General features: G+C 38.3%; 24 protein-coding genes. 15 read left to right on the top strand and 9 right to left on the bottom strand.

What is annotated here, in order from left to right:
• Nucleotides 1-70: 70 nt before the first annotated feature.
• Nucleotides 71-640 (top strand): TetR/AcrR family transcriptional regulator, encoded by a 570-nt coding sequence (locus IEV17_RS07630; protein ID WP_004661933.1) that lies wholly within the window; start codon nucleotides 71-73, stop codon nucleotides 638-640.
• 489 nt (nucleotides 641-1,129) lie between these two features.
• Nucleotides 1,130-1,441 (top strand): ArsR/SmtB family transcription factor, encoded by a 312-nt coding sequence (locus IEV17_RS07625; RefSeq protein WP_034601329.1) that lies wholly within the window; start codon nucleotides 1,130-1,132, stop codon nucleotides 1,439-1,441.
• Between the two features lie 48 nt (nucleotides 1,442-1,489).
• Here IEV17_RS07625 and IEV17_RS07620 read toward each other — a convergent pair whose 3' ends face one another.
• Genes IEV17_RS07620 through yaaA form a run of 3 tightly spaced genes read right to left on the bottom strand, consistent with a single transcriptional unit; the run spans nucleotide 1,490 to nucleotide 3,184 of the window.
• Complete coding sequence (locus IEV17_RS07620; protein ID WP_004661931.1) at nucleotides 1,490-2,107, bottom strand: HD domain-containing protein; 618 nt, start codon at nucleotides 2,105-2,107, stop codon at nucleotides 1,490-1,492.
• A gap of 9 nt (nucleotides 2,108-2,116) precedes the next feature.
• Complete coding sequence (locus IEV17_RS07615) at nucleotides 2,117-2,380, bottom strand: hypothetical protein (RefSeq protein ID WP_004661930.1); 264 nt, start codon at nucleotides 2,378-2,380, stop codon at nucleotides 2,117-2,119.
• 21 nt (nucleotides 2,381-2,401) lie between these two features.
• Nucleotides 2,402-3,184, bottom strand: a complete 783-nt coding sequence (yaaA, locus tag IEV17_RS07610; protein WP_004661929.1) for a peroxide stress protein YaaA — start codon at nucleotides 3,182-3,184, stop codon at nucleotides 2,402-2,404.
• Between the two features lie 125 nt (nucleotides 3,185-3,309).
• On the opposite strand from yaaA, the gene IEV17_RS07605 reads away from it, so the two are divergent.
• Nucleotides 3,310-3,939 (top strand): alpha/beta hydrolase, encoded by a 630-nt coding sequence (locus tag IEV17_RS07605; protein WP_004661927.1) that lies wholly within the window; start codon nucleotides 3,310-3,312, stop codon nucleotides 3,937-3,939.
• Between the two features lie 90 nt (nucleotides 3,940-4,029).
• Nucleotides 4,030-5,100 (top strand): DUF2157 domain-containing protein, encoded by a 1,071-nt coding sequence (locus IEV17_RS07600; protein WP_004661926.1) that lies wholly within the window; start codon nucleotides 4,030-4,032, stop codon nucleotides 5,098-5,100.
• On the opposite strand, the gene rtcR is transcribed toward IEV17_RS07600, so the two are convergent.
• The gene (rtcR, locus tag IEV17_RS07595) at nucleotides 5,101-6,702 is read right to left on the bottom strand and encodes an RNA repair transcriptional activator RtcR (RefSeq protein WP_004661924.1); all 1,602 of its coding nucleotides are present in this window, start codon (nucleotides 6,700-6,702) and stop codon (nucleotides 5,101-5,103) included. It lies immediately after the preceding gene.
• A gap of 67 nt (nucleotides 6,703-6,769) precedes the next feature.
• Between rtcR and IEV17_RS07590 the strand changes: the two genes are divergently transcribed.
• The 4 genes from IEV17_RS07590 (at nucleotide 6,770) to IEV17_RS07575 (ending at nucleotide 11,198) form a co-directional block, all read left to right on the top strand.
• Nucleotides 6,770-7,735, top strand: a complete 966-nt coding sequence (locus tag IEV17_RS07590; RefSeq protein ID WP_004661921.1) for a ribonuclease Z — start codon at nucleotides 6,770-6,772, stop codon at nucleotides 7,733-7,735.
• A gap of 252 nt (nucleotides 7,736-7,987) precedes the next feature.
• On the top strand, nucleotides 7,988-9,601 hold the full coding sequence (locus IEV17_RS07585; protein ID WP_004661919.1) for a TROVE domain-containing protein: 1,614 nt from the start codon (nucleotides 7,988-7,990) through the stop codon (nucleotides 9,599-9,601).
• Nucleotides 9,602-10,437: 836 nt separating this feature from the next.
• A complete protein-coding gene (locus IEV17_RS07580; protein ID WP_155757117.1) occupies nucleotides 10,438-10,896 on the top strand; it encodes a hypothetical protein in 459 nt (152 codons plus the stop codon).
• On the top strand, nucleotides 10,860-11,198 hold the full coding sequence (locus tag IEV17_RS07575) for a hypothetical protein (RefSeq protein ID WP_004661917.1): 339 nt from the start codon (nucleotides 10,860-10,862) through the stop codon (nucleotides 11,196-11,198). The genes IEV17_RS07580 and IEV17_RS07575 overlap by 37 nt, the downstream gene beginning before the upstream one ends.
• Before the next feature lie 27 nt (nucleotides 11,199-11,225).
• Here IEV17_RS07575 and IEV17_RS07570 read toward each other — a convergent pair whose 3' ends face one another.
• A complete protein-coding gene (locus IEV17_RS07570; RefSeq protein WP_004661915.1) occupies nucleotides 11,226-11,516 on the bottom strand; it encodes a hypothetical protein in 291 nt (96 codons plus the stop codon).
• 108 nt (nucleotides 11,517-11,624) lie between these two features.
• Here IEV17_RS07570 and IEV17_RS07565 point away from each other — a divergent pair, with 108 nt between their 5' ends.
• The 6 genes from IEV17_RS07565 (at nucleotide 11,625) to IEV17_RS07540 (ending at nucleotide 16,162) form a co-directional block, all read left to right on the top strand.
• A complete protein-coding gene (locus IEV17_RS07565; RefSeq protein ID WP_004661914.1) occupies nucleotides 11,625-11,915 on the top strand; it encodes a hypothetical protein in 291 nt (96 codons plus the stop codon).
• 237 nt (nucleotides 11,916-12,152) lie between these two features.
• A complete protein-coding gene (locus IEV17_RS07560) occupies nucleotides 12,153-13,427 on the top strand; it encodes an RtcB family protein (protein ID WP_004661913.1) in 1,275 nt (424 codons plus the stop codon).
• 2 nt (nucleotides 13,428-13,429) lie between these two features.
• Nucleotides 13,430-13,813 (top strand): DUF7684 family protein, encoded by a 384-nt coding sequence (locus IEV17_RS07555; RefSeq protein WP_004661912.1) that lies wholly within the window; start codon nucleotides 13,430-13,432, stop codon nucleotides 13,811-13,813.
• A gap of 12 nt (nucleotides 13,814-13,825) precedes the next feature.
• Nucleotides 13,826-14,284, top strand: coding sequence for a DIP1984 family protein (locus tag IEV17_RS07550; protein WP_004639341.1), 459 nt, complete (start codon nucleotides 13,826-13,828; stop codon nucleotides 14,282-14,284).
• Between the two features lie 258 nt (nucleotides 14,285-14,542).
• Nucleotides 14,543-15,592, top strand: coding sequence for an RNA 3'-terminal phosphate cyclase (gene rtcA, locus IEV17_RS07545; RefSeq protein ID WP_004661911.1), 1,050 nt, complete (start codon nucleotides 14,543-14,545; stop codon nucleotides 15,590-15,592).
• A 12-nt stretch (nucleotides 15,593-15,604) separates the two neighbouring features.
• Nucleotides 15,605-16,162, top strand: coding sequence for an RNA 2'-phosphotransferase (locus IEV17_RS07540; protein ID WP_004661910.1), 558 nt, complete (start codon nucleotides 15,605-15,607; stop codon nucleotides 16,160-16,162).
• Nucleotides 16,163-16,192: 30 nt separating this feature from the next.
• Here the strand turns inward: IEV17_RS07540 and IEV17_RS07535 are convergent, their stop codons facing one another.
• The 4 genes from IEV17_RS07535 to pheA all read right to left on the bottom strand — a co-directional run bounded on the left by IEV17_RS07535 (nucleotide 16,193) and on the right by pheA (nucleotide 21,853).
• Nucleotides 16,193-17,653, bottom strand: a complete 1,461-nt coding sequence (locus IEV17_RS07535) for an aminoacyl-histidine dipeptidase (protein WP_004661909.1) — start codon at nucleotides 17,651-17,653, stop codon at nucleotides 16,193-16,195.
• A gap of 101 nt (nucleotides 17,654-17,754) precedes the next feature.
• Nucleotides 17,755-18,138, bottom strand: coding sequence for a hypothetical protein (locus tag IEV17_RS07530; protein ID WP_004661908.1), 384 nt, complete (start codon nucleotides 18,136-18,138; stop codon nucleotides 17,755-17,757).
• Between the two features lie 280 nt (nucleotides 18,139-18,418).
• Nucleotides 18,419-20,668 (bottom strand): bifunctional prephenate dehydrogenase/3-phosphoshikimate 1-carboxyvinyltransferase, encoded by a 2,250-nt coding sequence (locus IEV17_RS07525; RefSeq protein ID WP_004661906.1) that lies wholly within the window; start codon nucleotides 20,666-20,668, stop codon nucleotides 18,419-18,421.
• 75 nt (nucleotides 20,669-20,743) lie between these two features.
• The gene (pheA, locus tag IEV17_RS07520) at nucleotides 20,744-21,853 is read right to left on the bottom strand and encodes a prephenate dehydratase (protein WP_004661904.1); all 1,110 of its coding nucleotides are present in this window, start codon (nucleotides 21,851-21,853) and stop codon (nucleotides 20,744-20,746) included.
• Between the two features lie 192 nt (nucleotides 21,854-22,045).
• On the opposite strand from pheA, the gene IEV17_RS07515 reads away from it, so the two are divergent.
• Nucleotides 22,046-22,990: an alpha/beta hydrolase gene (locus IEV17_RS07515; protein WP_004661902.1), complete on the top strand. Its 945-nt coding sequence runs from the start codon at nucleotides 22,046-22,048 to the stop codon at nucleotides 22,988-22,990.
• Nucleotides 22,991-23,031: the final 41 nt, after the last annotated feature.

The raw sequence follows: 23,031 nt of genomic DNA, 5'->3' as shown, positions 1-23,031 counted from the left end.
TGCCAAAATTGCATGATGGAATGCAAATAATGCTCAGCTCATATTAGCAGAGAGCGAATTCGAGGCTTGTATGTCAAAAAAAGAAGATATTATTAACACAGCATTAAAACTTTTTAACTCGCATAGCTACAATTCGATTGGGGTTGATCGAATTATTAGTGAGTCAGGCGTTGCAAAAATGACATTCTATAAATATTTTCCATCGAAGGAAAAGCTTATTGAGGAATGTTTGCTTCAACGTAATATTAACCTTCAAACCTCACTGAATGAAACATTAGCTCAATGTGATCAAACAAATTATTTAGAGCAAATTGAATCGATATTCAAATGGTACAATGCTTGGTTCCAAAGCGAAGACTTTAACGGCTGTATGTTCCAAAAAGCACTTGAAGAAGTGATTAAAATTTACCCTTCAACCCTTGAACCTGCGACACAATATAAAATATGGCTAACAGCCTTGATCCAAAACTTACTGACTAATTTAGATATTCGAAGCCCGACACACTTGGCTACATTAATCGTAAGTATTTTAGATGGAATGACCATCCAAGCGCATGTAAATAAAAACTCTGTTGAAATGAGTGAGTATTGGACTCGCGTAGAACATTTAATTAATTTTGAAAAGCAAATGGCATCATAAAATTCTCAGAAAGCTGAGTTAAAACAAATAATATGAAATTGAAAGTATAAAAAATAAAGCGTGATTTATAGTTATTATTGTGGCTCACGCTTGCGTCTGAGTTGTAAAAAGAATAATAAAAATATTACCCTCTGGCGGTCGTACAAATTGCACATCCCGATCCTTCTTATGCAGACAGATCTTTCTGTCTTGTTTTTATTATATACACTTTTTCTGCAAGTACAAATAAAATTTTTAAATTTTTCATATTCATTAATTAAATTAATTACATAATTTTATTGTTTAGAAAATTTTAACAATTACCAATATTTCTAACATTGCTAAAAATATCTAGACTCCCAAATTTTAAAGTCTAAGCGTTATTAATGATAAATATAAGTTTCACTGATATAGATATTCACAAAAAACCATTGTATTTTTCAAGTTTTAATACATTTTTATGTTTTTCTCACCTTATACTAAGTTCGGCTTGAATGTAGTGAGAAAAGTATGCAAAAGAATATAGAGATCAACGTGATGAGAGAGTCTGCAAGCTCTATTGTCAATGTACTTAAGTCTTTGGCAAATACAGATCGCTTAATTATTTTATGTCATTTAGCCAAACAAGAATTAAATGTGTCTCAAATTGAAGAAGCTACTCGTATCCTACAACCTACCCTGTCACAGCAGCTTATGATGTTAAGAAAAAGTAATGTAGTTTCTACACGTCGGGATGGAAAGCAAATCTTTTATTCAATTAGTGACCCTAAGTTACAGGTTGTTTTAACAACGCTTTATGAAAATTATTGTCCTAATATCTGAATTTTACTAAAGTAAGATTATTAGAGAATTATGGAAATTCTTAATTCTCTAAAAAAGCTCAAATTTTAAGTTCTCTTTCGCCCTTTGCTCGAAATTCTGTTGAAAATATTCCGTTTGATACAGCGGTTCTGTCTGATAAAAATGCGCTAGAACTTGTTTTCTTTTAATCAAATAAATATCAGGATCAACCCACGCATACTCTTTTTGAATCTGCTGTTCATATTCCACAAAACGATCTGATGAAGCAGCTAGAATCGCTAAGTCAATATCAAGTAAAAACTGTAAATCCAACTCATCTGTCGATGCATGCTTTTGCGTTGCAACAATCCACAGCTTTATTTTTTGGACAATATCAACTGATAAATCTTGAGCCAAATACTGTTGAAATAGCTCAGCACTTTTTAGCTCATTATCTTTAGCTTGTGGATCATAAACTGCATCATGGAACCAGAGCGCCAATGCAACTGCATACGCATCATTTAAATCAGCTCGAATCGTGTCAAATAAAGCCAAACATTCACACAAATGCTGCAGAGTATGATAAGCCCGCTGCTTTTCACTGTAGGCAGCAATCAACTTATTAAAAACTTTCTGCGGTTCAGAAAAATGATAATGCTGCTGCAGCTCAAACCATGATTTTTCTAATAAAGTTAAATATTGTGGCATTGCTCATCCTCATTGGATTTCTTTATTCAGCCACTTTGCCAATGATTCAGCATCTTTACGCTCAAGAAAAAGCTGATACAAAGTGCAGGAACCAAACTCATGTTTCAGTTCCTGCTGACGTACGGGATGATTGCCAAAACGAAAACGTCTACTTCCATCTCGATCTAAAGGCAATGCATATACCCCATAACTCCGAGGTTCAGTCAAATGTCCTTTAACTTGGACTTGATCAGACGATATTGCGTGTTTTAATAAATATTCTTTGGTTAACATCCCACCCTGCCCAAGGCAAATCTAAGCTGCGTGTTGCTCATCTCTCTTAAAGACCAATTCTTTATTTGATGAACTTGCAGCATCAAAGTAATACCCTTCACTATCAAATGCTTTTAATTGTTCTACTTGGCTTAATTTATTTTCAATCAAATATCTTGCCATCAGACCACGCGCTTTTTTCGCATAGAAACTAATGACTTTATATTTTCCGTTCTTCTGATCCAAGAATACAGGTTTTATAATTTCTGCCTGAATTTTCTTTTCATTCACAGATTTATAATATTCGTCAGAAGCTAAATTTACCAATACTTTTGCATCAATTTCAGCTAAATCTTGGTTAATTTGATCAGTGATAATACTTCCCCAGAATTCATATAGATTATGACCACGCTTATTTTTCAATTTAGTGCCCATTTCCAAACGATACGGCATCATCAAATCCAACGGACGCAGTAAGCCATAAAGACCAGACAACATACGCAAATGCTGCTGGGCAAAATCAATATCTTGATCTTTTAAGTGATAAGCATCTAAACCGGTATACACATCACCTTTAAAGGCAAACAAGGCTTGACGTGCATTGGAAAAATTAAAATCAGCATTCCAGTCACGGAAACGCTCTACATTTAAGTTAGCAATTTTCTCGCTTACCGTCATTAACGACGCGATTTCAGTTGCCGAAAGCTTACGGCATACATCAATTAACTGCTGTGATTGTGCCAATAAACGTGGTTGGGTATGTGTGTCTGTAGGAAGTGCTGTTGTGTAATCAAGTGTTTTGGCAGGAGAAATTAAAGCAAGCATAATCAATCAAACATAAATTTATCTTGGTGAAACTATAACAGTTGATAATTTTTAATGCCAATTCGTGTTTTCATTCTTCATTATCGGTAAAATAGTGGATTCTTCCATTATCCATTGCGTATCTTATGTCTGAGCAATTATTCATCCAAGGTCCTGTTGGTCAAATTGAAATGTTTGTCGATCAACCCCAAGGTGAAGTCACAGGTTTTGCTGTTGTCTGCCATCCACATCCTTTGCAAGGCGGGACACCAAATCATAAAGTTCCTGTACTACTGGCTCAGATTTTTAATGAAATGGGCTGTGTAGTTTATCGTCCAAGTTTCCGCGGTCTGGCAGGCAGCGAAGGTACACATGATCAAGGCTATGGCGAGACTGATGACATCATGGCTGTGATTGAATATGCCCGTGAAAAGCATGCAGGCTTAACCTTCTACGCAGGTGGTTTTAGCTTTGGTTCACATGTACTGGCAAAATGCCAAGCACAACTCAATGATAAATTACGTCCAAAACAATTAGTGCTCTGTGGCTTACCAACTGGTTCGGTGGTCGATTTACGCCACTATAAAACCCCTGCGATTGATGGCGATATTCTATTTGTTCACGGCGAGCAAGATGACATTACCTTGTTATCAGATATGATTGCGTGGGCAAAGCCACAAAAGCATCCCATCACGATTTTGCCAGGTGCCAATCATTTCTTTACAGGTTACTTAAAACAGCTCAGACAAGTCATTACTCGCTTTTTAAAACTGTAGACTTAACAACAAATTACTAAGAAAACTATACGTCTTTTCAATCCAATGTCTGTTATATCAGTATAGATGTACAGACATTCGAGTTCTTTAATGAAATTAAATAAAAAACAAGGACTTTTTTTAAAGCAAACCATTGAACAATGGCAACAACAAGGCACCATTACGCCCAATGTTGCCAATGATTTAAAAAATAGTTTTTCGATTCGACCTTTTGATTGGGAAAGACTGGCAAAATATTCATTCTGGATTTCAATAATTTGTGCCGTGATTGCCATTGCCGCAATTACCGCAGATCAGTTCTTGATGGAACTGATTGAAAAAATCTTTATTGATTCCAAAATCATTCCTTGTCTGATTTTTGCAGCAGTTGCTGCGGCCTTTTATGGCTTTGCATATCGTCGACGTAAAACCAAACCACTGCATCAATTTAGCAATGAAGCCATTATTTTTGCTGGTGTGCTCTCTACAGCAGCATCTGTGGCTTATTTCGGACAAGCGATTGATACAGGCAGCGGACATTTCTCTTTGTTATTCCTGCTCTCAACCATCATTTATGCCACTCTTGCCTTCTGGTTCCCATCCAGATTGATTTGGGTGTTTTCATTACTCTCATTGGGTTCATGGTTTGGAACTGAAACAGGTTATATGTCTGGTTGGGGTGCGTATTATCTAGGGATGAACTTCCCTCTACGCTTTGTATTCTTTGGTGGCGCACTGATTGGCTTAAGTCTTTTCTTTAAACGTTATGCGCATTTTAAAGACTTTGCGCACTCAACTTATGTCATGGGATTGCTTTATCTATTTATTGCCTTATGGATTCTGTCAATCTTTGGCAACTATGGTGATTTAAGTAGCTGGTATAATGTTAAACAATATGAGCTGTTGCATTGGGGTGTCTTGTTTGCATTTATTGCTATCATTGCAATTGTTTATGGCTTAAAACATGATGATGCCACCTCACGCGGTTTTGGTATCACTTTCTTATTTATTAATCTGTATACCAAGTACTTTGAGTTCTTTTGGAATGGCATGCACAAAGCCATTTTCTTTATTTTGCTAGCAGCATCTTTCTGGTGGCTGGGTCGGCATGCCGAAAAACTCTGGAACTTGGAGTTTCTAGCCAACCCATCTCAAAATAAGAGAGATCGTCTAGGAGAATGATTACTGGAAGTCACTCCAACTTAAGCCAAACCGAGCCAAATATTTTTTGACTCGGTCACTGTCATTGGTGGTATTACGTTGTTGGCGTGAAGCTGCAAACAATTGACGTCCAGCATCCGCCATCGACTTGGCATTTTCACAGACTTGCAGCACCCCACGCAGTTGAATCTGATCAAACTCATCGATCTCGCTCAACTGCGCTTGATCTAAATACTTGAGTAGTACATCCTTTTCCTTAAATTCACTTTGTGTGGTTTGAATCGACCACAACTGCTTTAAACGCTGAATCTCTTTTTCGACTGTTTCTGAACGGATCAGCTCACCACTGGATAATGTCGCTAATCGCGTCACACTGGCAGTTAAATCACGAAAATTGCCTTGCCATGATGCTTCTTTAGACTTAGCAAATTTCAAATACACATCGAGTGCATCACGTTGAAAGCGTAATTGGCGTTGCTGATTTGCCGCGAAGCGTTGTAACTCAAATTCAATATTCGGAGCAATATCTTCAATTCGATCTTTAAGATTGGGTAAAAAGAAAGTCCATGTATTCAATCGCGCCCATAAATCCTCTCGGAAACGACCTGCCTGCACTTCAGTTCTTAGATCTCGATTTGTCCCTGCAATCAGTTGGAAATCTGCCTGAACCTCTTTGTCACTTCCGACAGGAAAAAAGGATTTATCCTCAAGCGCCTTGAGCAGCATCGCTTGCTCATCTAGCCCAAGCTCCCCAATTTCATCCAAAAACAAAATACCCTGATCGGCACTTTTTAATAGACCTGTCCGCGAAGCCGCTGCACCTGTAAATGCTCCTTTGATATGACCAAACAAACTGGACATGGCACTATCACCACGTAGCGTTGCACAATTCACGTCAATAAAGCGCCCACTTAAATGAAACTTATCCTTTTTTAATAGAAAGATTTGTTTAGCTAAGTGTGATTTTCCAACCCCTGTTGCTCCCATAATCAAAATCGGAGCACTCGAGCGTGTTGCCACCAACTCAACCTCGGTAATGAGTTGATTGAATTCATGGTTATACGTTGAAATATTGGCTTTCAGCTGTTGCCAGTTTTGTTGTTGTTCATCTTCAAAACGCTGCTTGAGAACATCATAGCGAGACAAATCCAGATCAATGATACGATATTCACCTTCTGGTGTTTTCTGTTGATTTGGCGCACTTTGAATCAGCTTGGCAGGCAAATAATTGGCATCGACTAGAAGATACCAACAAATTTGGGCAACGTGCGTTCCCGTCGTAATATGCAGAAGATAATTATTTTTTTCAGTATCAAAGGAATAGGTTTTTACAAAATCATAGAGTGCGCCATAAACCTCAGCAAAATCCCAAGGGTCACGGATACTAATTTTATATCCTGAAACTGTGGTTTGAGGAGAAACCTCGGCTGCATCTTCTCGAATAAAATCGACCAAGTTACGGTGTTGTCGATCATGCAATAAAACTAGCTCATCCACGATGAAATCTTCATGCATGAGTAGACTCAGCGTTGGACGCCAACGCTGCCAACGTTCAGGACGTTTCCCTTGATCTAAGGTAGAACCCACAAAGCCGATAACGATGGTTTTTTTTGCATTCGCCATGATTTCTATAATATTTTATAAATACCTATAATATACAATACGCATTTCAGTGAAGAATTCCAACAATATGCTGCATTTTACTTTTTTAGGCACATCTTCAGGTGTGCCCACACTGACACGCAACGTTTCTGCTTTGGCAGTTCGTAACAGTAAGAATAAAGACTGGATTCTGGTGGATGCAGGTGAAGGCACTCAACATCGGATTCAGCAAGCTAAGCTTTCTTTACAAACTTTGATCGCAATCTGTATTACCCATGTCCATGGTGATCATTGTTATGGGCTCATCGGTTTATTAGCAAGTGCAGGCATGAATGCACGAACTGCACCTTTAACCATTATTGCACCCAAAGAAATTCAACAGTGGATTGAGGTCACCGCGCAATTGACTGACCTACATTTACCCTATCCACTCAATTTTATTGATGTCAATGACGCGACTCAAATACAACAACTGACGGATGAACTTTCCATACAAGCTCATCCATTAAGTCATCGTGTACCGAGCTTTGCATTTAGTATTATTGCGCAATATACCCAAAAGAAATTAGATACACAGGCTTTAATTCAGCTTGGCGTACCAAAAGGCAAGGCTTGGGGTGATTTGCAACAAGGTCAGGATATTCAATTTAATGAGCAAATTTTAACAGCGACTGATTTTATTCAAATACAAATGCAGCGCGTACATGCCATTGTTGGTGGTGATAATGATCAACCTGAATTATTAGCTCATGCTTGTGAAGATGCTCAACTACTCATTCATGAATCAACGTATACCCAAGCAATTTTGGATAAAGTAGGTCAAGGTCCAATGCATAGTTCTGCCAAAATGGTGGCTAAATTTGCGCAGCAGCAGAATTTAAGCAATCTCATCCTTACTCATTTTAGCCCTCGCCATCAGGATAGTCTTGGACAACAAGCGATTACTGAGGAATTTCGTGAATTTTATCAAGGCAATTTCTATTTAGCCCATGATTTTGATCAATTTAGCTTAAATGAAACAGGTCAACTTTCAAAAATCGTTGCATCATCATAATTTTTTCTCCTATGTGATCTTTCAATAAAAACCACATATAGATCACATATCTTTTTTAATACTTTCATATCCATTTAGATATATTTTACATGTAAAAATTCTATTCATTGTATCTCGCAAAAATATTTATTATTTTATTTATGATAATTATCAATAATTTAAAATTTATTAAAATAAAAAAAAGAAGATTGGCACACTCTCTGCAATAACACATCCAAGAAACAACAACTTAAAATTTATGGAGGATGCGTCATGGCAAACCAGACAATTTTTGCCTCTCAGGCAAATAAGAACAAATTAATCAGCAATGAAGCTGGCGGGTGGGCTTTTCAATTAGATTATCGTCAAGCTTTGGCGCAACTTGCAGCTACAGGTACGTTGAATCATACTTTTTACAAAAATGCGCAAGCACAGCTTGAACAAGTGTTAGCATTTACCCAAAATGTAGAGCCAACTTTTATTGCTAAAACAGCAGTCTACACACGTAAAAACAATCATATGAAAGATATGCCTGTTTTACTGTTGGCAATTTTATCACAACGTGATCAGGCTTTATTCAAAGCAGTGTTTCCCTTAGTCATTGATAACGGAAAACAGCTACGTAACTTTGTACAGATCATGCGTTCAGGTACGATACAACGCAAATCTTTAGGTAGCTTACCTAAAAAAATGATCAATCAGTGGTTGATCAATGCCAATGAAAATCAGTTGCTTGCAGCCAATATTGGCAATCAACCTTCTTTGGCGGATGTGTTAAAAATGACACATCCAAAACCTAAAGATGTGGCTCAAGATGCATTCTTTGCTTATGTGCTTGGTAAAAAATATGAGCTTGAGCAACTACCTGTCAAAGTTCAGGCATTAGAAAAATTCCGTCAAGGCTTAACACAAGATGTACCTGATTTACCGATGCAATTGCTGACCAATTTATCACTTTCAGCACAGCAATGGGCAGAGATCGCTAAAAATGGTGGCTGGCAAATGCTCAGAATGAACTTGAATACTTTTGCCCGACACGGCGTATTTCAGATTGAAGGCATGGACAATGTCATTGCAAACAAATTACAAGATCAGGACATGATCCGTAAAAGTCGAGTCTTGCCTTATCAATTGATGGCAACTTGGGCAGCTTTAGATGATGCCGTTCCTCAAATTGTACGACAAGCATTAGAACAAGTAATGCAAGCTGCCTTAGAAAATGTGCCTAGTTTAACGGGTCGTGTGGTGGTTGCGATTGATGTTTCTGGTTCAATGGCAAGTCCAATCACAGGTTATCGCAAAGGTGCGACCTCAAAATTGCGCTGTGTAGATGTAGCATCGTTATTTGCATGTGCTTTAAAGCAGGTCAATCCTGAGATTGAAATTATGCCGTTTGATACGCAACTGCATTCTCTCAACATTACGGAAAATGAATCATATCAAGCGAGCCTATTTGCTCGATTAAAACAAGTTTTCTCTGGCAGCAAAACACGCTCTATTTTTGAGGTTGCCAAACAGTTTGCTGCACTTGGTGGTGGTGGAACGAATTGCAGCATTCCATTAAAGCGACTTAATCGAGATCAGACAGCTGTCGATTTGATGATTTATTTTTCAGACAATGAATCTTGGGCTGACCAATTACGCACACGCCATAAAACAGGCATGTTGTATGAATGGGATATTTTAAAACAACGCTGCCCAGAAGCTAAATTGGTTTGTGTTGACTTGCAACCATATACACATGCGCAAGTCCCTGAACGAACTGATACCATTAATATTGGTGGGTTTAGCGATGAAGTCTTTCGTTTAATAGATCTGTTTGCACAAGGTAAAATGCACAGCGATCACTGGGTTAATGAAATTGAAAAAATCGAATTACTGACTTGATTCGTCAGGTCAGTAAAGTGTGGCAAATGCTTTAGGAACTACATCTTTTAAATGTCTCTGTTTCTAACTTAACTTTGTTGCCATATAATAAAACTGCACAAATACAGATGGAACTACATCACTATCCTTCCACGATAGCTCAGCGTAAGCTGGCTCGATGTTTCATCACCTTTGTTGTGCAAATTTATGATTATCACAAATACTGATTGGATTACATTGCATAGGGCTAAGACCCTAGTTTCAAAAATCCAATCACTTACTTGTTGTGATAATCATAGCCAGTAAAATGCCAATAGGACTACATTTGTTGAGGGTTCAAGTCCCTTCAAATTGATGCAAATCAGTTTGTAGCTCAATTGGATAGAGCCATGTATAAAAGGTCTTATCATTTTTGTTTACTGGTCACAGACCAAATGCTGTTAGGACTACATAAAGGGCTTCAGCGTCAGTAATGACTTGATGGTTCGATTCCATCTTGATTGACTTCGATCAATGGCGGAAAGGAAAACGCACTGAAATGATTGTCTTAATACTCTTTGTTGGTCTGTTTTTTGTGGTACGGCATAAAATGCATTAAGGACTACATTCCTACCATTAATGTGGGTAGCCACTCTCACCTGTATCTAAGTACAGTCGTCTAATTAAGGCAATGGTCTAAAGTCTTTAACTTTTTTGTTTATGTCGCATCATCACAAATGCCAATGGGACTACATGGTGAGTGCGTAAGCACGGGGTTCAAATCCCTATTCCTTTTTAGGAAAAGTCTCATTATTTTTGTTGTGATGATTACTTTTAATCTCGTAAATATATCAATTATTTTTAGAATGAAAAACCTTATGGAAAATAAAATTATGACAAACAATCAACTTCATACATCTCAAATAGAGCATAGAATAATAAAAGAACTTTTCCTTTCTATTTATTTTAACGATATAGAAAGAACAATCGCATTAAAAAATAAATATCCTGAAGTTTACCTACATCGCCACAACACAATAATACTAGATGAAGGTGATGAAATTAATATTGACTTAACCAATCTCACCCTTCTCAATAAAACCATATGGAATAGCACAGATTGGTTGAATAAAATCATGCCCATCGTCCATAAGAATCAAGTAAAAACAGAAAAAATGTTACATTTCTGGCACACAGAACTTAAAGAAGAAAACATGCCAAAAAAAATCATATATAATAAATATTGTGATTTTTTTATTGTAATGATTCAAATGAAAAAGCAGAAATATTTGACAAACCTTTGTCTTACTATCTCAAAAAAGGCTTTAGAGAAATAGATGTAAAACTATTCAATCATGCACAATGTTTTGATTTTGAAAAAACAAAACTCCTATTAGAAAAAGGAGCAAACCCCAATATTAGTTTTATTGAAAATGAAAGTAATAGCAGTATTAAGAATAGGATTTTAGTCGAATATTCTTTTTTATCCACTTGTCAAGTTATTCCAAATTTCAAAAAATTTGAAGAAAAAGGCTATAATCAAAATTTTAATATTATTGACATGTTTGGTGATTTACTTGGTCTAGCAGCATTCCAAGAAATGTATTATTTGTTGGAAAAATACAAAAAAATTGAATAATTTTTAAAAGACTTAGATTCCCTCACATTATAGACTATCTGGAGATAAAGTATCGAATATTCCTCGCAATAACCGAAATGGTAAAGTAACGATCCAATAAACAACTTCAACCGTAATATCGATCACATCCACCCAGTCCCACGTATCATTTCTACGATCATGGTTTTCTCGTTTTGGTTTTACCCAATAAGCAAGCAGAAAACAGACAAAACTTACCGCTAGAAATATAAAATTGAAATCGTCTACTAAAAAACGTATAAGGCAAAATGCACCAGTAATAAATAAAAGAATCGTGAGTAAATAACGAAAAATATCCATGAGGCTTGGCAATTTATTTGTCTTTTGTTATGTTTATAACATGTCTTTATACAAAGACATATCCTCACCCTTAATAAAAGACAGGTGTCAGTCTTTAAAACGCAAAATATGTCCATTACAGTCTATCTTCAAGACGATCAAGACATTGATCAAGCCTTATACTTGCTCAATCAAAAACACTACTACCTACAAGCCACTCGTTGGTATAAAAAACGATATGGCTATTTTGAAAAGCCCTCAGTATTAAAGCGTAAGCGAAAAAAGATGAAACAGATATTAAGCTATAGAAATCACAGCCTGTCTCTCATAACTCATATTGCACCCAAGGATACTCTGTGGTTAAAAATTAAAAAAGAGCAACAATTCGCTCGAACAGGTAAAAATGCGATGGGCTATTAAATATAATTTAGGATATAAAAATATATATTTTTATATTCTACCTCTTACAAAATTCCATTTCAAAAAATATTGAAATTAAATATATAAATAAATATCAATATCTTAAAATTAATTTCATCTATTACCAACAAGTTGGCACAATCACTGCAATAGTATATATACACAACATCATTGGGATCTTGTGTATATCACCTGTCTGCAAACGCTTGGCAGGCAGGCTTTGAAAGGAAAATGAAAATGTCAGTCGTTGAAGAAATCAAGCAACAAGTTCAAATTGAACAAGAGCAACAAAAACGTGCTTACCAAGTTCTACAAAATGAAAAAAGTATGCCTGTGAAAATGTGGACAAATGGCGTAATTGTTGATGACAACTCAAAACAACAATTATTACAAACAGCGCAGATGCCCTTTATTTATAAATGGATGGCGGTGATGCCAGACGTACACTTTGGCTTAGGTGCAACCATTGGAAGCGTGATTCCAACCAAAGGTGCGATTATCCCTGCTGCTGTCGGTGTCGATATTGGATGTGGAATGATGGCGACCCGTACCAACTTAACCGCATCAGATTTACCTAATAATTTACATGGATTAAGAACTGAGCTTGAACGTTTGATTCCACATGGTATGACTAAAACACGTGGTCGCCGTGATCAAGGTTCATGGGAAACTCCACCTGAAATGGTGGATCAAGCTTGGGCTAACTTGGTTGCAGATTTTGAGTTGATTTGTGCTAAGCACCCTCGCCTAAAAAATACCAACAATCGCAAGCAACTGGGAACTTTAGGAACAGGAAATCACTTTGTAGAAATCTGCTTGGATGAACACGATCATGTTTGGATTATGTTGCACTCAGGTTCACGCGGTGTTGGTAATGCCATCGGTAATCATTTTATTGAGCTGGCGCGTAAAGATATGCAAAAGCACTTTATTAATTTACCCAACAAAGATTTGGCATATTTAGTTGAAGGAACTGAACATTTTGATGATTACTGGTTTGCTGTAGGTTGGGCACAACGCTTTGCCATGAAAAACCGTGAAATCATGATGCAATCAGCGATTAAAGCTTTAGCGACCATTATTCCAAAACCATTTAATGCAAAATTGGAAGCAGTAAACTGCCACCACAACTATGTGGAAAAGGAAGAACATTACGGCGAAGAAGTGATGGTGACACGTAAAGGTGCTGTAAGTGCCAAACTTGGACAATATGGAATCATCCCTGGTTCTATGGGTGCCAAGTCCTTTATTGTGCGTGGGCTTGGAAATCAGGAATCTTTTTGTTCATGTTCGCATGGTGCAGGTCGTGTGATGAGCCGTGCGGAAGCCAAGAGACGCTTTACGGTTGAAGATCAGATTGCTCAGACTGAAGGTGTGGAATGCCGTAAAGATGCCGCTGTGATTGATGAAATTCCATCCGCCTATAAACCAATTGAAGATGTGATGAAAGCCCAACAGGATTTAGTTGAAGTGGTTTATACATTAAGACAAGTGGTTTGTGTGAAGGGATAATCATGGAAAAGAATTGTTTAGATATTGAAACCTATAAAATCAGGGTGAATGAAAGAACTGATCTAGTTCTACCTGAACAATCCTATTACATCATCTTAGTTGTGAATACTAATCCGGTTTTACCTGAATGGCGTAATCAGCTTTGTGAACAGATTGTCCATTCAAGACTATGTATTCAAGCAATGGTTACAGGACATGAATGTTCCATTTGGGACGATGTTTTAGACGAGACTTATGTGGCTTTTTATAACAATGAACCGCCAATTGATACTTGTTTTATGACCACTTGGCATGAGAATGAAAGTTTAGATGAAGTTATTGAATTTGCAAAAATTGGTATGCAATTGGAAAGTATTTCAAAATTAGTCATTGTACAGATTGAATAAAAGGTAAAAAAAATGAAACTCGCAGAAGCACTTTTACTTCGAAGCGATCAACAAAAAAAGCTCGCTTCATTAAAACAACGGATCAACGCCAATGTCTTGGTGCAAGATGGTGATGAACCGAGTGAAGATCCAAATGAACTGATCAAACAAGTATTTGCTTTAACCCAAGAAAGCAATCAATTGATTTGTCGTATTCATTTGACCAATGCGCAAGCCAAGTTGGAAGATGGAAAAATATTGCTATCTCTATTAAGCTTGCGTGATAGTTATGCTGAGCAACATAAGATTCTCGTTGATGCGATTGCCAATACCCATCGTGAGCCTGATCGTTATAGCTCACGTGAGATTAAATGGCAAAAAGTTATCCCTGTTTCTAGCTTGCAAAAACAAGCCGATGATATCAGCGCGAAATTACGTGATTTAAATATTAAAATTCAGGCTGCCAATTGGCAGATTGATTTAGTCGAATAGACAATAGATTTTGTGAGTTTAATTCACAATTACAGTTTGGGCATACTGGGCGAGTACAAGATCCTGCGTTACTCCGATCTGAGGGATTGAAAATAATTCAGGCGGCTATGGCAGCATGTGAGCCGTGCATCAATCTTTACTGATTAGGCTCCGCACCATGTACCTAGCAAACCTTTGCCAAAAGCAAAGTCACGCGTTACTTCGCATTACCATGTACTGACAGTATGTTCATTAAATTAGAAAATAAGGAAAATAAAAGTGAATAAAGCTTTGGCAAATATGCCAGCAACCATCCAAATTGATGGTTCACAAGGTGAAGGTGGTGGGCAAATTTTAAGAACAGCTCTTGCCCTTTCGATGATTACAGGTCAGGCATTTGAATTAATCAACATTCGTGCTGGGCGTAAAAAACCAGGCTTAATGCGTCAGCATTTGGTCTGTGTACAGGCATCTCAACACATCAGCCAAGCCTATGTGGAAGGTGCTGAACTTCATAGCCAGCGCTTGTACTTTGCACCACAACATGTGCAAAGTGGAAAATACCAATTCCAGATTGGTTCAGCAGGAAGCACAACACTGGTTTTGCAAACCCTATTGCCTGCTTTGTTATTGCAAAATGATGCCAGTGAACTCACCATTTCAGGTGGTACTCACAACCCGCTTGCCCCAACAGCAGATTTTATCGAGCATTGCTTTTTGCCTACACTCACAAAGATCGGAATAGAAACCGAATTTAAGTTAAATAAAGCAGGCTTCTTCCCGATTGGTGCAGGTGAAATTCAAATCAAGATTCAGCCATGGCTACATCGAAACAAGTTAAATCTATTAGATCGTGGCGCTTTACAAAGTACTGAGGCTTTTGCAGCGGTATTGAATCTTTCAGAAGAAGCGCAAATCGCAGAACGAGAATTAGCGACTTTAAATAAAAGATTAGCCCTCAATTCTCAGCAGCACTTTCATTTAAAGGGAATCAGCCAAGGCAATACCGTTTATGTCAAAGTTGAACATCAGCATCACACCCAACTGTTTACAGCCTTAGGTGAAATGCGTAAAAGTGCAGAACAAATTGCAAACAGTTTAGCTGAGGACATCAAATATTATCTAAACTCAAAAGCAGCCGTTGATGAGTATTTAGCAGATCAGCTCTTGTTACCTTTGGCATTGGGTCAAGGCGGTCGTTTTACGGCTCAATGCATCAGTGAACATACTCACACCCAAGCAGCAATGATTGAAAAATTTATTGATTGTAATATTGAGTTTATCGAACTTGAAAAAACTCAATTTCAAGTCAATGTACACGTTAAATAATGAAGATTAGAAATGAAATCACATACTCAAACAAGTAAATTCTTAAGTTTAATCCTAAGACATAAACCTGAGCAAATCGGGCTTCAACTCGATCAAGAAGGTTGGGCAAAGATTGCTGAGCTGATTGAAGCAGCAGAGCAACACAATACATTTTTGGATGATGAATTAATCCAAACAATTGTGGCACAATGTGACAAGAAGCGTTTTCAAATTTCAGACGATGGTTTAAATATTCGTGCAGTACAAGGTCATTCAACCCCTACAGTACAAAGAGAGATGATTGCAATTGAACCACCGCAACATTTATATCATGGTACAGCCAGTCGATTTATGGAATCAATTCAGGCACAAGGCTTAATTGCGGGACAACGTCATTATGTACATTTAAGTGAAAATAAAGAAACGGCTTTGAATGTAGGTCAACGCTACGGTAAGCCAGTGCTCTTCTTAATCAATACGGTACAAATGTATGAAGATGGCTTTGCATTTTATCAAGCAGAAAATGGTGTTTGGCTAACAAAGCATGTACCAACACAATATTTATCAATAAATGATCAGACCAAGACATAATCATTGGTCTGATCTAATTCCAAGATTGAGTTAACGCACACTTTCCAAAGCCGTTACCAATAATTTCCAACATTTCTCGACCGTATCTACCTTAACCCTCTCACCCGGCGCATGTGCACCCTGAATATCTGGGCCAAAAGACACCATCTGTAAATTCGGATAATGTTCAGCGATAATGCCACACTCCAAACCAGCATGAATCACTTTCAAGTTTGGCTCAATCTTAAATGCAGATTGATACGCTTGTTGTAAACATTTCAATGCAGCCGAATCGGGATTTGGTGTCCAGCCCGACACTAACAGCGTTAATTCGGATTGAATCTGGAAACTAGCAAAGTGTTGTTGAATGTTTTGCGCAAATATTACTGCCTCTTGATTGACCATCGAACGAACCATAATCAAAGTTTTAGCTTCGTCTTTAGTCAGTTTGACCACACCAAGATTATTCGAAGTTTCAACCACATCAGCTAAAGCACTACTCCATTGAGCAATGCCATATGGACAAGTTGCCAATGCTTTTAACCAAGCTTGCTGCTGCTGTAATGTAATGACTTCATGTATCTGATTGGCATTTTGCTGCACGGTGATTTGCAACTGGTCATCAATGCCCTGTAACTTTTGTTGCCATTCAATTTGTGCCACAGCAACGGCATTTTCCAACTCGGGTAATTGCTCTACTTGAATTGCAATGGTTGCAACGGCTTCACGCGGGATGGCATTGCGTGCTGTTCCACCCACAAACTCAACCAGTCGACCATTGGATTGTGCCAAATAATCATTGAGGAAATTGGCTAAAATCACATTGGCATTACCACGACCTAAATGAATATCAACCCCAGAGTGACCACCTTTCAAGCCTGATACCAGTAAATCTACAAAGATTAAATCACTTGGTGCTGTTTCATATTCAAGATGCTGTCCTACTTCTAGGTCAATACTGCCTGCGCAGCCAAGATACAGCTCGCCCCATTCTTCGGTATCAATATTAAATAACCACTGTCCAGTTAACACGCCTGACTCAAGTAAACGAGCGCCACTCATTCCTGCTTCTTCATCAATGGTTAGAAGAACTTCAATCGGCCCGTGCGAGATATCACTGGATTCTAATACGGCAAGCGCCAGTGCAACCCCAATGCCATTATCCGCACCTAATGTGGTATTTTCAGCGATCAGCCAGCCATCTTTTAATACAGGTCGAATTGGATCTTTAAAAAAGTCATGTTGCGTACCACGATTTGCCTGAGTCACCATATCTAAGTGCCCTTGCAAAATCACACCAGCAGCTTGTTCTTTACCCTTAGTTGCCGCTTTTCGAATAATTAGGTTACCAATGTCATCAACATAGGTTTCTAAATTGTGCTGTTCTGCCCAATCTTTTAAATGCCGTCTTAACTGTTGTTCATGTTTAGATGGTCGAGGAATTGTACATAAGGTCTCAAAATGCCTCCAAACTACTTGTGGAGATAATTTAGAAAAATCAACCTGTATCATGCACCAATACTCTCAAATAAAGTGTTTAAACAAATATACACCATATGCCTAAATGGTAATGCTTAAATCACTTTATTTAAGATTTTATTGGAAAAATCGTCTTAGCTTTTCCATACAAATTGAGAAAAACTATGCTCTGCTTTTAAGCTATTTTCTACGGCTTGAGCCAACTGTCGGATAATACTTTGCGTTTCTATTCGTTCAAACCAAGCTTGTTCTTGCTGTGGATTGGCAGAGATTTCACAGAGAATGTGACCTTCTGTTTCTTGTTGTGAGCATAAGATTGACAGAGGTAATTGATGATTATCGATGCGTACTTCAATTTTTTCATGCTCATGACGAATATGTTCTGTATCAAAACCATAATGTTCTAATTGTTTATAGAGTAGTGCTGCAACATATTCTTGCGTGATATAGCATTCATTTGGTGGATGATCAATTACCCCATGTTTAGGGCAATCTGCTATAAATTGCAATGTTTTCATGGTATTCCCTCTATTTTTATGTTTTTAGCTGGATCGCAGCATAAAACCGACTCGTACGGTAAGAATTATTATATATACAATTGTCTTTAATTGATTAGCCGATTGTCTTACTTATTTTACTAAATTGATAAATTTAGACCTAATTAGATATGTACATGGCCAAACTCATCATTTTCATTATTTATACGTTTTATATTTGCAGCTAACAACTTATTTTTATGTATAAACAAATAAAAAATGCAGCATTTAGCTATTCTAAATACTGCATTTCTCAATTCGTTTACTGATTTACGACTTGTAAATCTAAACCTGCTGAGTTTGCTAGTTCAGTAAAAGTTGGAAAACTCGTTGCGACAGTTTCTGTACCATGGATCGTGATGTTACCTGAGGTACGTAAACCAGCCATACTAAAGCTCATGGCAATACGATGGTCATGATGTGATTCAATTTCACCACCACTAAAGATCGCCGACCAGTCGCCAGATTTACCTTTACCTTCGATGATAATACCATCTTCAGTTGGGGTACAGTCGATGCCCATGATTTTCAAGCCATCAGCCATGACTTGAATACGGTCAGACTCTTTGACACGCAGCTCAGCCGCTCCTGTCAGAACCGTTTGACCTTCTGCACATGCAGCAGCAATGAATAATGCTGGGAATTCATCAATGGCTAATGGCACTTGGTCTTCTGGCATATGAATGCCTTTCAGTGTTCTTGAACCTTTGATATGAATATCTGCAATTGGTTCACCACCTGCAATACGTTCATTCTCAACAGTCAGATCAGCACCCATTTGCTTGAGAATTTCGATCACGCCTGTACGAGTTGGATTAATCCCAACCGCTTCAAGGACCACATCAGCACCTTCAGTAATGGCAGCACCCACCATAAAGAATGCAGCAGATGAAATATCCGAAGGCACTTGAATATCTGTACCAACTAATTTACCACCACCCACAAGCGAGATTTTATTTCCTTCAGTTTTCACATCATAACCGAAAGCACGCAACATACGTTCTGTATGGTCACGGGTTGGTTCAGGTTCCGTCACCGAGGTTTCACCAGCTGCCCATAAGCCTGCCAATAAAATACCTGATTTAACCTGAGCAGATGCCATTGGCAAATCGTATTGAATCCCTTTGAGTGCTTGACTACCTGTGATACTCACTGGTGGCGTACCTTTCTCACCTGTGGTTTGGATTTGTGCACCCATTTCGCGAAGTGGCTTAGCAATACGCTCCATTGGACGTTTCGACAATGACGCATCACCTGTCATCACTGAATCAAATTTTTGTGCAGACAACATACCTGATAGCAAACGCATACTAGTACCAGAGTTACCCATATACAACACGCTCGCAGGTGCTTTTAAGCCTTGCATACCCACGCCATGAATCGTGACTTCACCATTCTTAGGCCCTTCAATGCTCACGCCCATATCACGGAAAGCCTGCAAAGTTGCAAGTGCATCTTCACCTTCCAAGAAGCCTGTCACATGCGTTGTGCCTTCAGCAATCGCACCAAACATGATTGAGCGATGTGACACAGACTTGTCACCCGGTACGGTGAATTTACCTGTAAATGTTTTCTTTCCCGGTAAAATGGTAAATTGCTGTGTCACCTTGTTTTTCTCCATCAAAGGTTTTTTGGCCAACATATGGTTAAAGTGCTGACGTGCTGCTTGAGCATGCCCGAGCAGTCCCATCAACGCTTGCGAATCTTCCTGTGCAATCAATTTCTTTAAAACTGATAATTGCTGTTCAAAGCCATCAACAGCATTCAGAATTGCCGTTTTATTGGCAAAGAAAATGTCATGCCACATCTGTGGGTCACTAGCCGCAATACGCGAGAAGTCACGAAAACCTCCCGCAGCATAGCGGAAAATATCTAAATTATCTTCACGATTTGCCAGTTGTTCGACCAGATTGAATGCCATCAAATGCGGTAAATGACTGGTATGTGCCAACACTTCATCGTGCTTAGTGACATCCATGCAAATCACTTCTGCTTTTGCCGCAGACCAAAGTTGAATCAGTTTTTCAACCGCCCAAGCGGCACTGGTCGGAAGTGGTGTCAAAATTACTTTATGGTTGACAAATAAATCAACTTTACCCGCATGTACACCTGTATGTTCTGCACCTGCAATCGGATGACCTGGTACAAAACCGATTGGTAAATTTTCACCAAATACTGCTTTTGCAGCTTCAACGACATTGCCTTTAGTACTACCCACATCGGTAATAATGACATTGTCTGCAAGATAAGGCTTAATCTGTTCAAGCACTTTTTGCGTTGCACGAACAGGCAAAGCTAAAACAATTAAATCTGCATCCTGAACAGCTTCTTCAGGTGTTTCATAACCGTATTGAATAAGACCGAGTGCCTTGGCATCTTCTAATGTTTTTTTTGAGCGTGTTGAAGCCACAATTTGAGATGCAAGTTGTTCAGCCACAATCACGCGAGCAAGACTCGACCCAATCAGTCCAAGCCCAATAAATGCAACTTTCTTAAATAATGGTTGAGACATAAAACATATTTGCCTAATAAGACGACTTTGATATGGATAGATGCTTCATACATCTATCCATAGGATCTAAGAGAATTAAAGAACAGCGATTGGATATGACCCGAGGACACGTAACTCTTTCACCATTGGGCGGATTTCTTCCAATGCCGCCGCAACATTTTCCTGACCGATATGTCCTTCTAAATCGATAAAGAACACGTAAGCCCATTTTTCAGGTAAGGCTGGACGCGTTTCAATACTGGTCAAGCTAATTTTATACTTGGCAAATGGCGCAAGAATCTCCAACAAAGCACCCGCGCGGTCATGCGCAGAGATCAATAACGAAGTTTTATCATTACCACTTTGAGGAATCTTTTCACGACCAATTACAAGGAAACGAGTGGTATTTTCAGGGTTATCTTCGATATTACTGTGTAAAATCTCAAGATTGTACATGCTTGCTGCAATATCAGATGCAATCGCTGCCGAATGCCACTCATTGCGAATACGGCGAGCCGCTTCTGCATTTGAATTCAACGCGACACGCTCTACGCCAGGATAATGGGCATCTAACCATTTACGGCATTGTGCCAAGGTTTGCTGATGTGCATAAATCTGCTTAATGCTGTCTTTACGGGTATTTTCAGATACAAGGAATTGATGATGGATACGCAGTTCAACTTCACCAATCACATTCACGGTCGATGATTTAAAGCAATCGAGGGTATGGTTCACAATCCCTTCTGATGAATTCTCTACTGGAACGACACCATAATGTGCGCTGCCCGCTTCAACTTCACGGAACACTTCATCAATAGTTGGCAATGGACGTACCACAGCATCTTTACCAAAATGCTTTAACACAGCTGAATGGGTATAAGTCCCTTCAGGTCCGAGGAATGCAATACTTTGTGGTGCTTCAAGTGCCAAACATGCTGACATAATTTCACGGAATAAACGTGCCATGGTTGCATCAGATAAAGGACCTTGGTTACGCTCCATGACTTTACGTAATACCTGAGCTTCACGTTCTGGACGATAAAACAGCGGATTTTCTTCGGATGCAAACTTCGCTTTGGCTACCGCTTCTGCAAGCGTCGCACGGCGATTAAGTAACTCTTGGATTTGTTGATCAACACTATCAATATCGTTACGAATTTGTTCTAAATTAAGTGAATTCGATGTGTTTTGTCCATCGTTTACCATTGGAATGCAGCCTCAGCAAAATCATCTATAAGAATGGATTACAATTCATCTGTGAATTGATTATCCGAGCTAGTATAACAACACTTTAAGCTATTAAACACGCTGAGTTTTAACTCTTTTTATTACCAAACTTTATTGATAATGATTTTTATTATATATTGCTAATAAAATTTTAATGTTCTCGAATAAATTATGATTAAACAATTTGGTATTTTGGCTTTTTCTCTACTCATGGTAACACCATTGGCTTTTGCACAACCAACGAGTACCAGTACAAACAAGCCGCCGTTAAAAGCACAAACAAATATTCAGCAAAGCTTTGAAATAACCTCAAAATATACCAAACATGATTATTTGATTCAGATCTCTGTTTCTGCTGGTGAAGCTCCAAAGCAAGGTTTTCCAATTCTGTATGTATTGGATGGTAATGCCACATTTGATAGCGCTGCCAATATTGCTAAATCTATGGGTAGTGCTGCCAATCGTTTAGGTTTGAGTCCAGTCGCTATTGTTGCAATCGGCTACCCGCAGCAAAACAGTTTTGATGTAGAAAAACGTGCTTTAGACTACACCCCTAAAGCATCGGCTGAATTTCAAAAACAAGCCAAGTACACTTATGGTGGCGCAGACCAATTCATTCAATTTATAGAGAAAGAACTCAAGCCTGCCATTCAGACCAAAATTAAAGTGAATACACTGCAACAAAGCTTATTTGGTCATTCTTTTGGTGGGCTATTCGTTTTGCATACCTTTATGACACACCCAGAAACTTTTCAGCGTTATATCGCCGCAAGTCCTTCACTTTGGTTTGATAATTATGCGTTACTCAATCGGCAGGTAGATTGGTTAAATAACAAAGCCAATAAAGTACAAAATACAATGCTTATGGCAACAGTTGGGACACATGAGCGACGTAAAGAAACGCAACCAAATGAAGACTCAACACAAATGCAGTATGATTTTTATCAAAATTTTAATAAACAACGCTCAGAAAATTTTTTATTTTGGAAGTTTCAACATCCAGCAGAGCAGCATTTAACTAATCTCTATGCCAGTTTACCCAAGGCGATTATGTTGGCAGGTTGTATAGATCATAAAAGTTGTTCTGCATTATTTGATGAGCCAGTCACTCCTTGATCTTAAAAACATCACTACAAACAAAAAACTGAATCAAATTT

The organism is Acinetobacter modestus (assembly GCF_014636095.1).
Lineage (GTDB): Bacteria > Pseudomonadota > Gammaproteobacteria > Pseudomonadales > Moraxellaceae > Acinetobacter > Acinetobacter modestus.
This window is presented reverse-complemented; position numbering and strand designations above follow the sequence as displayed.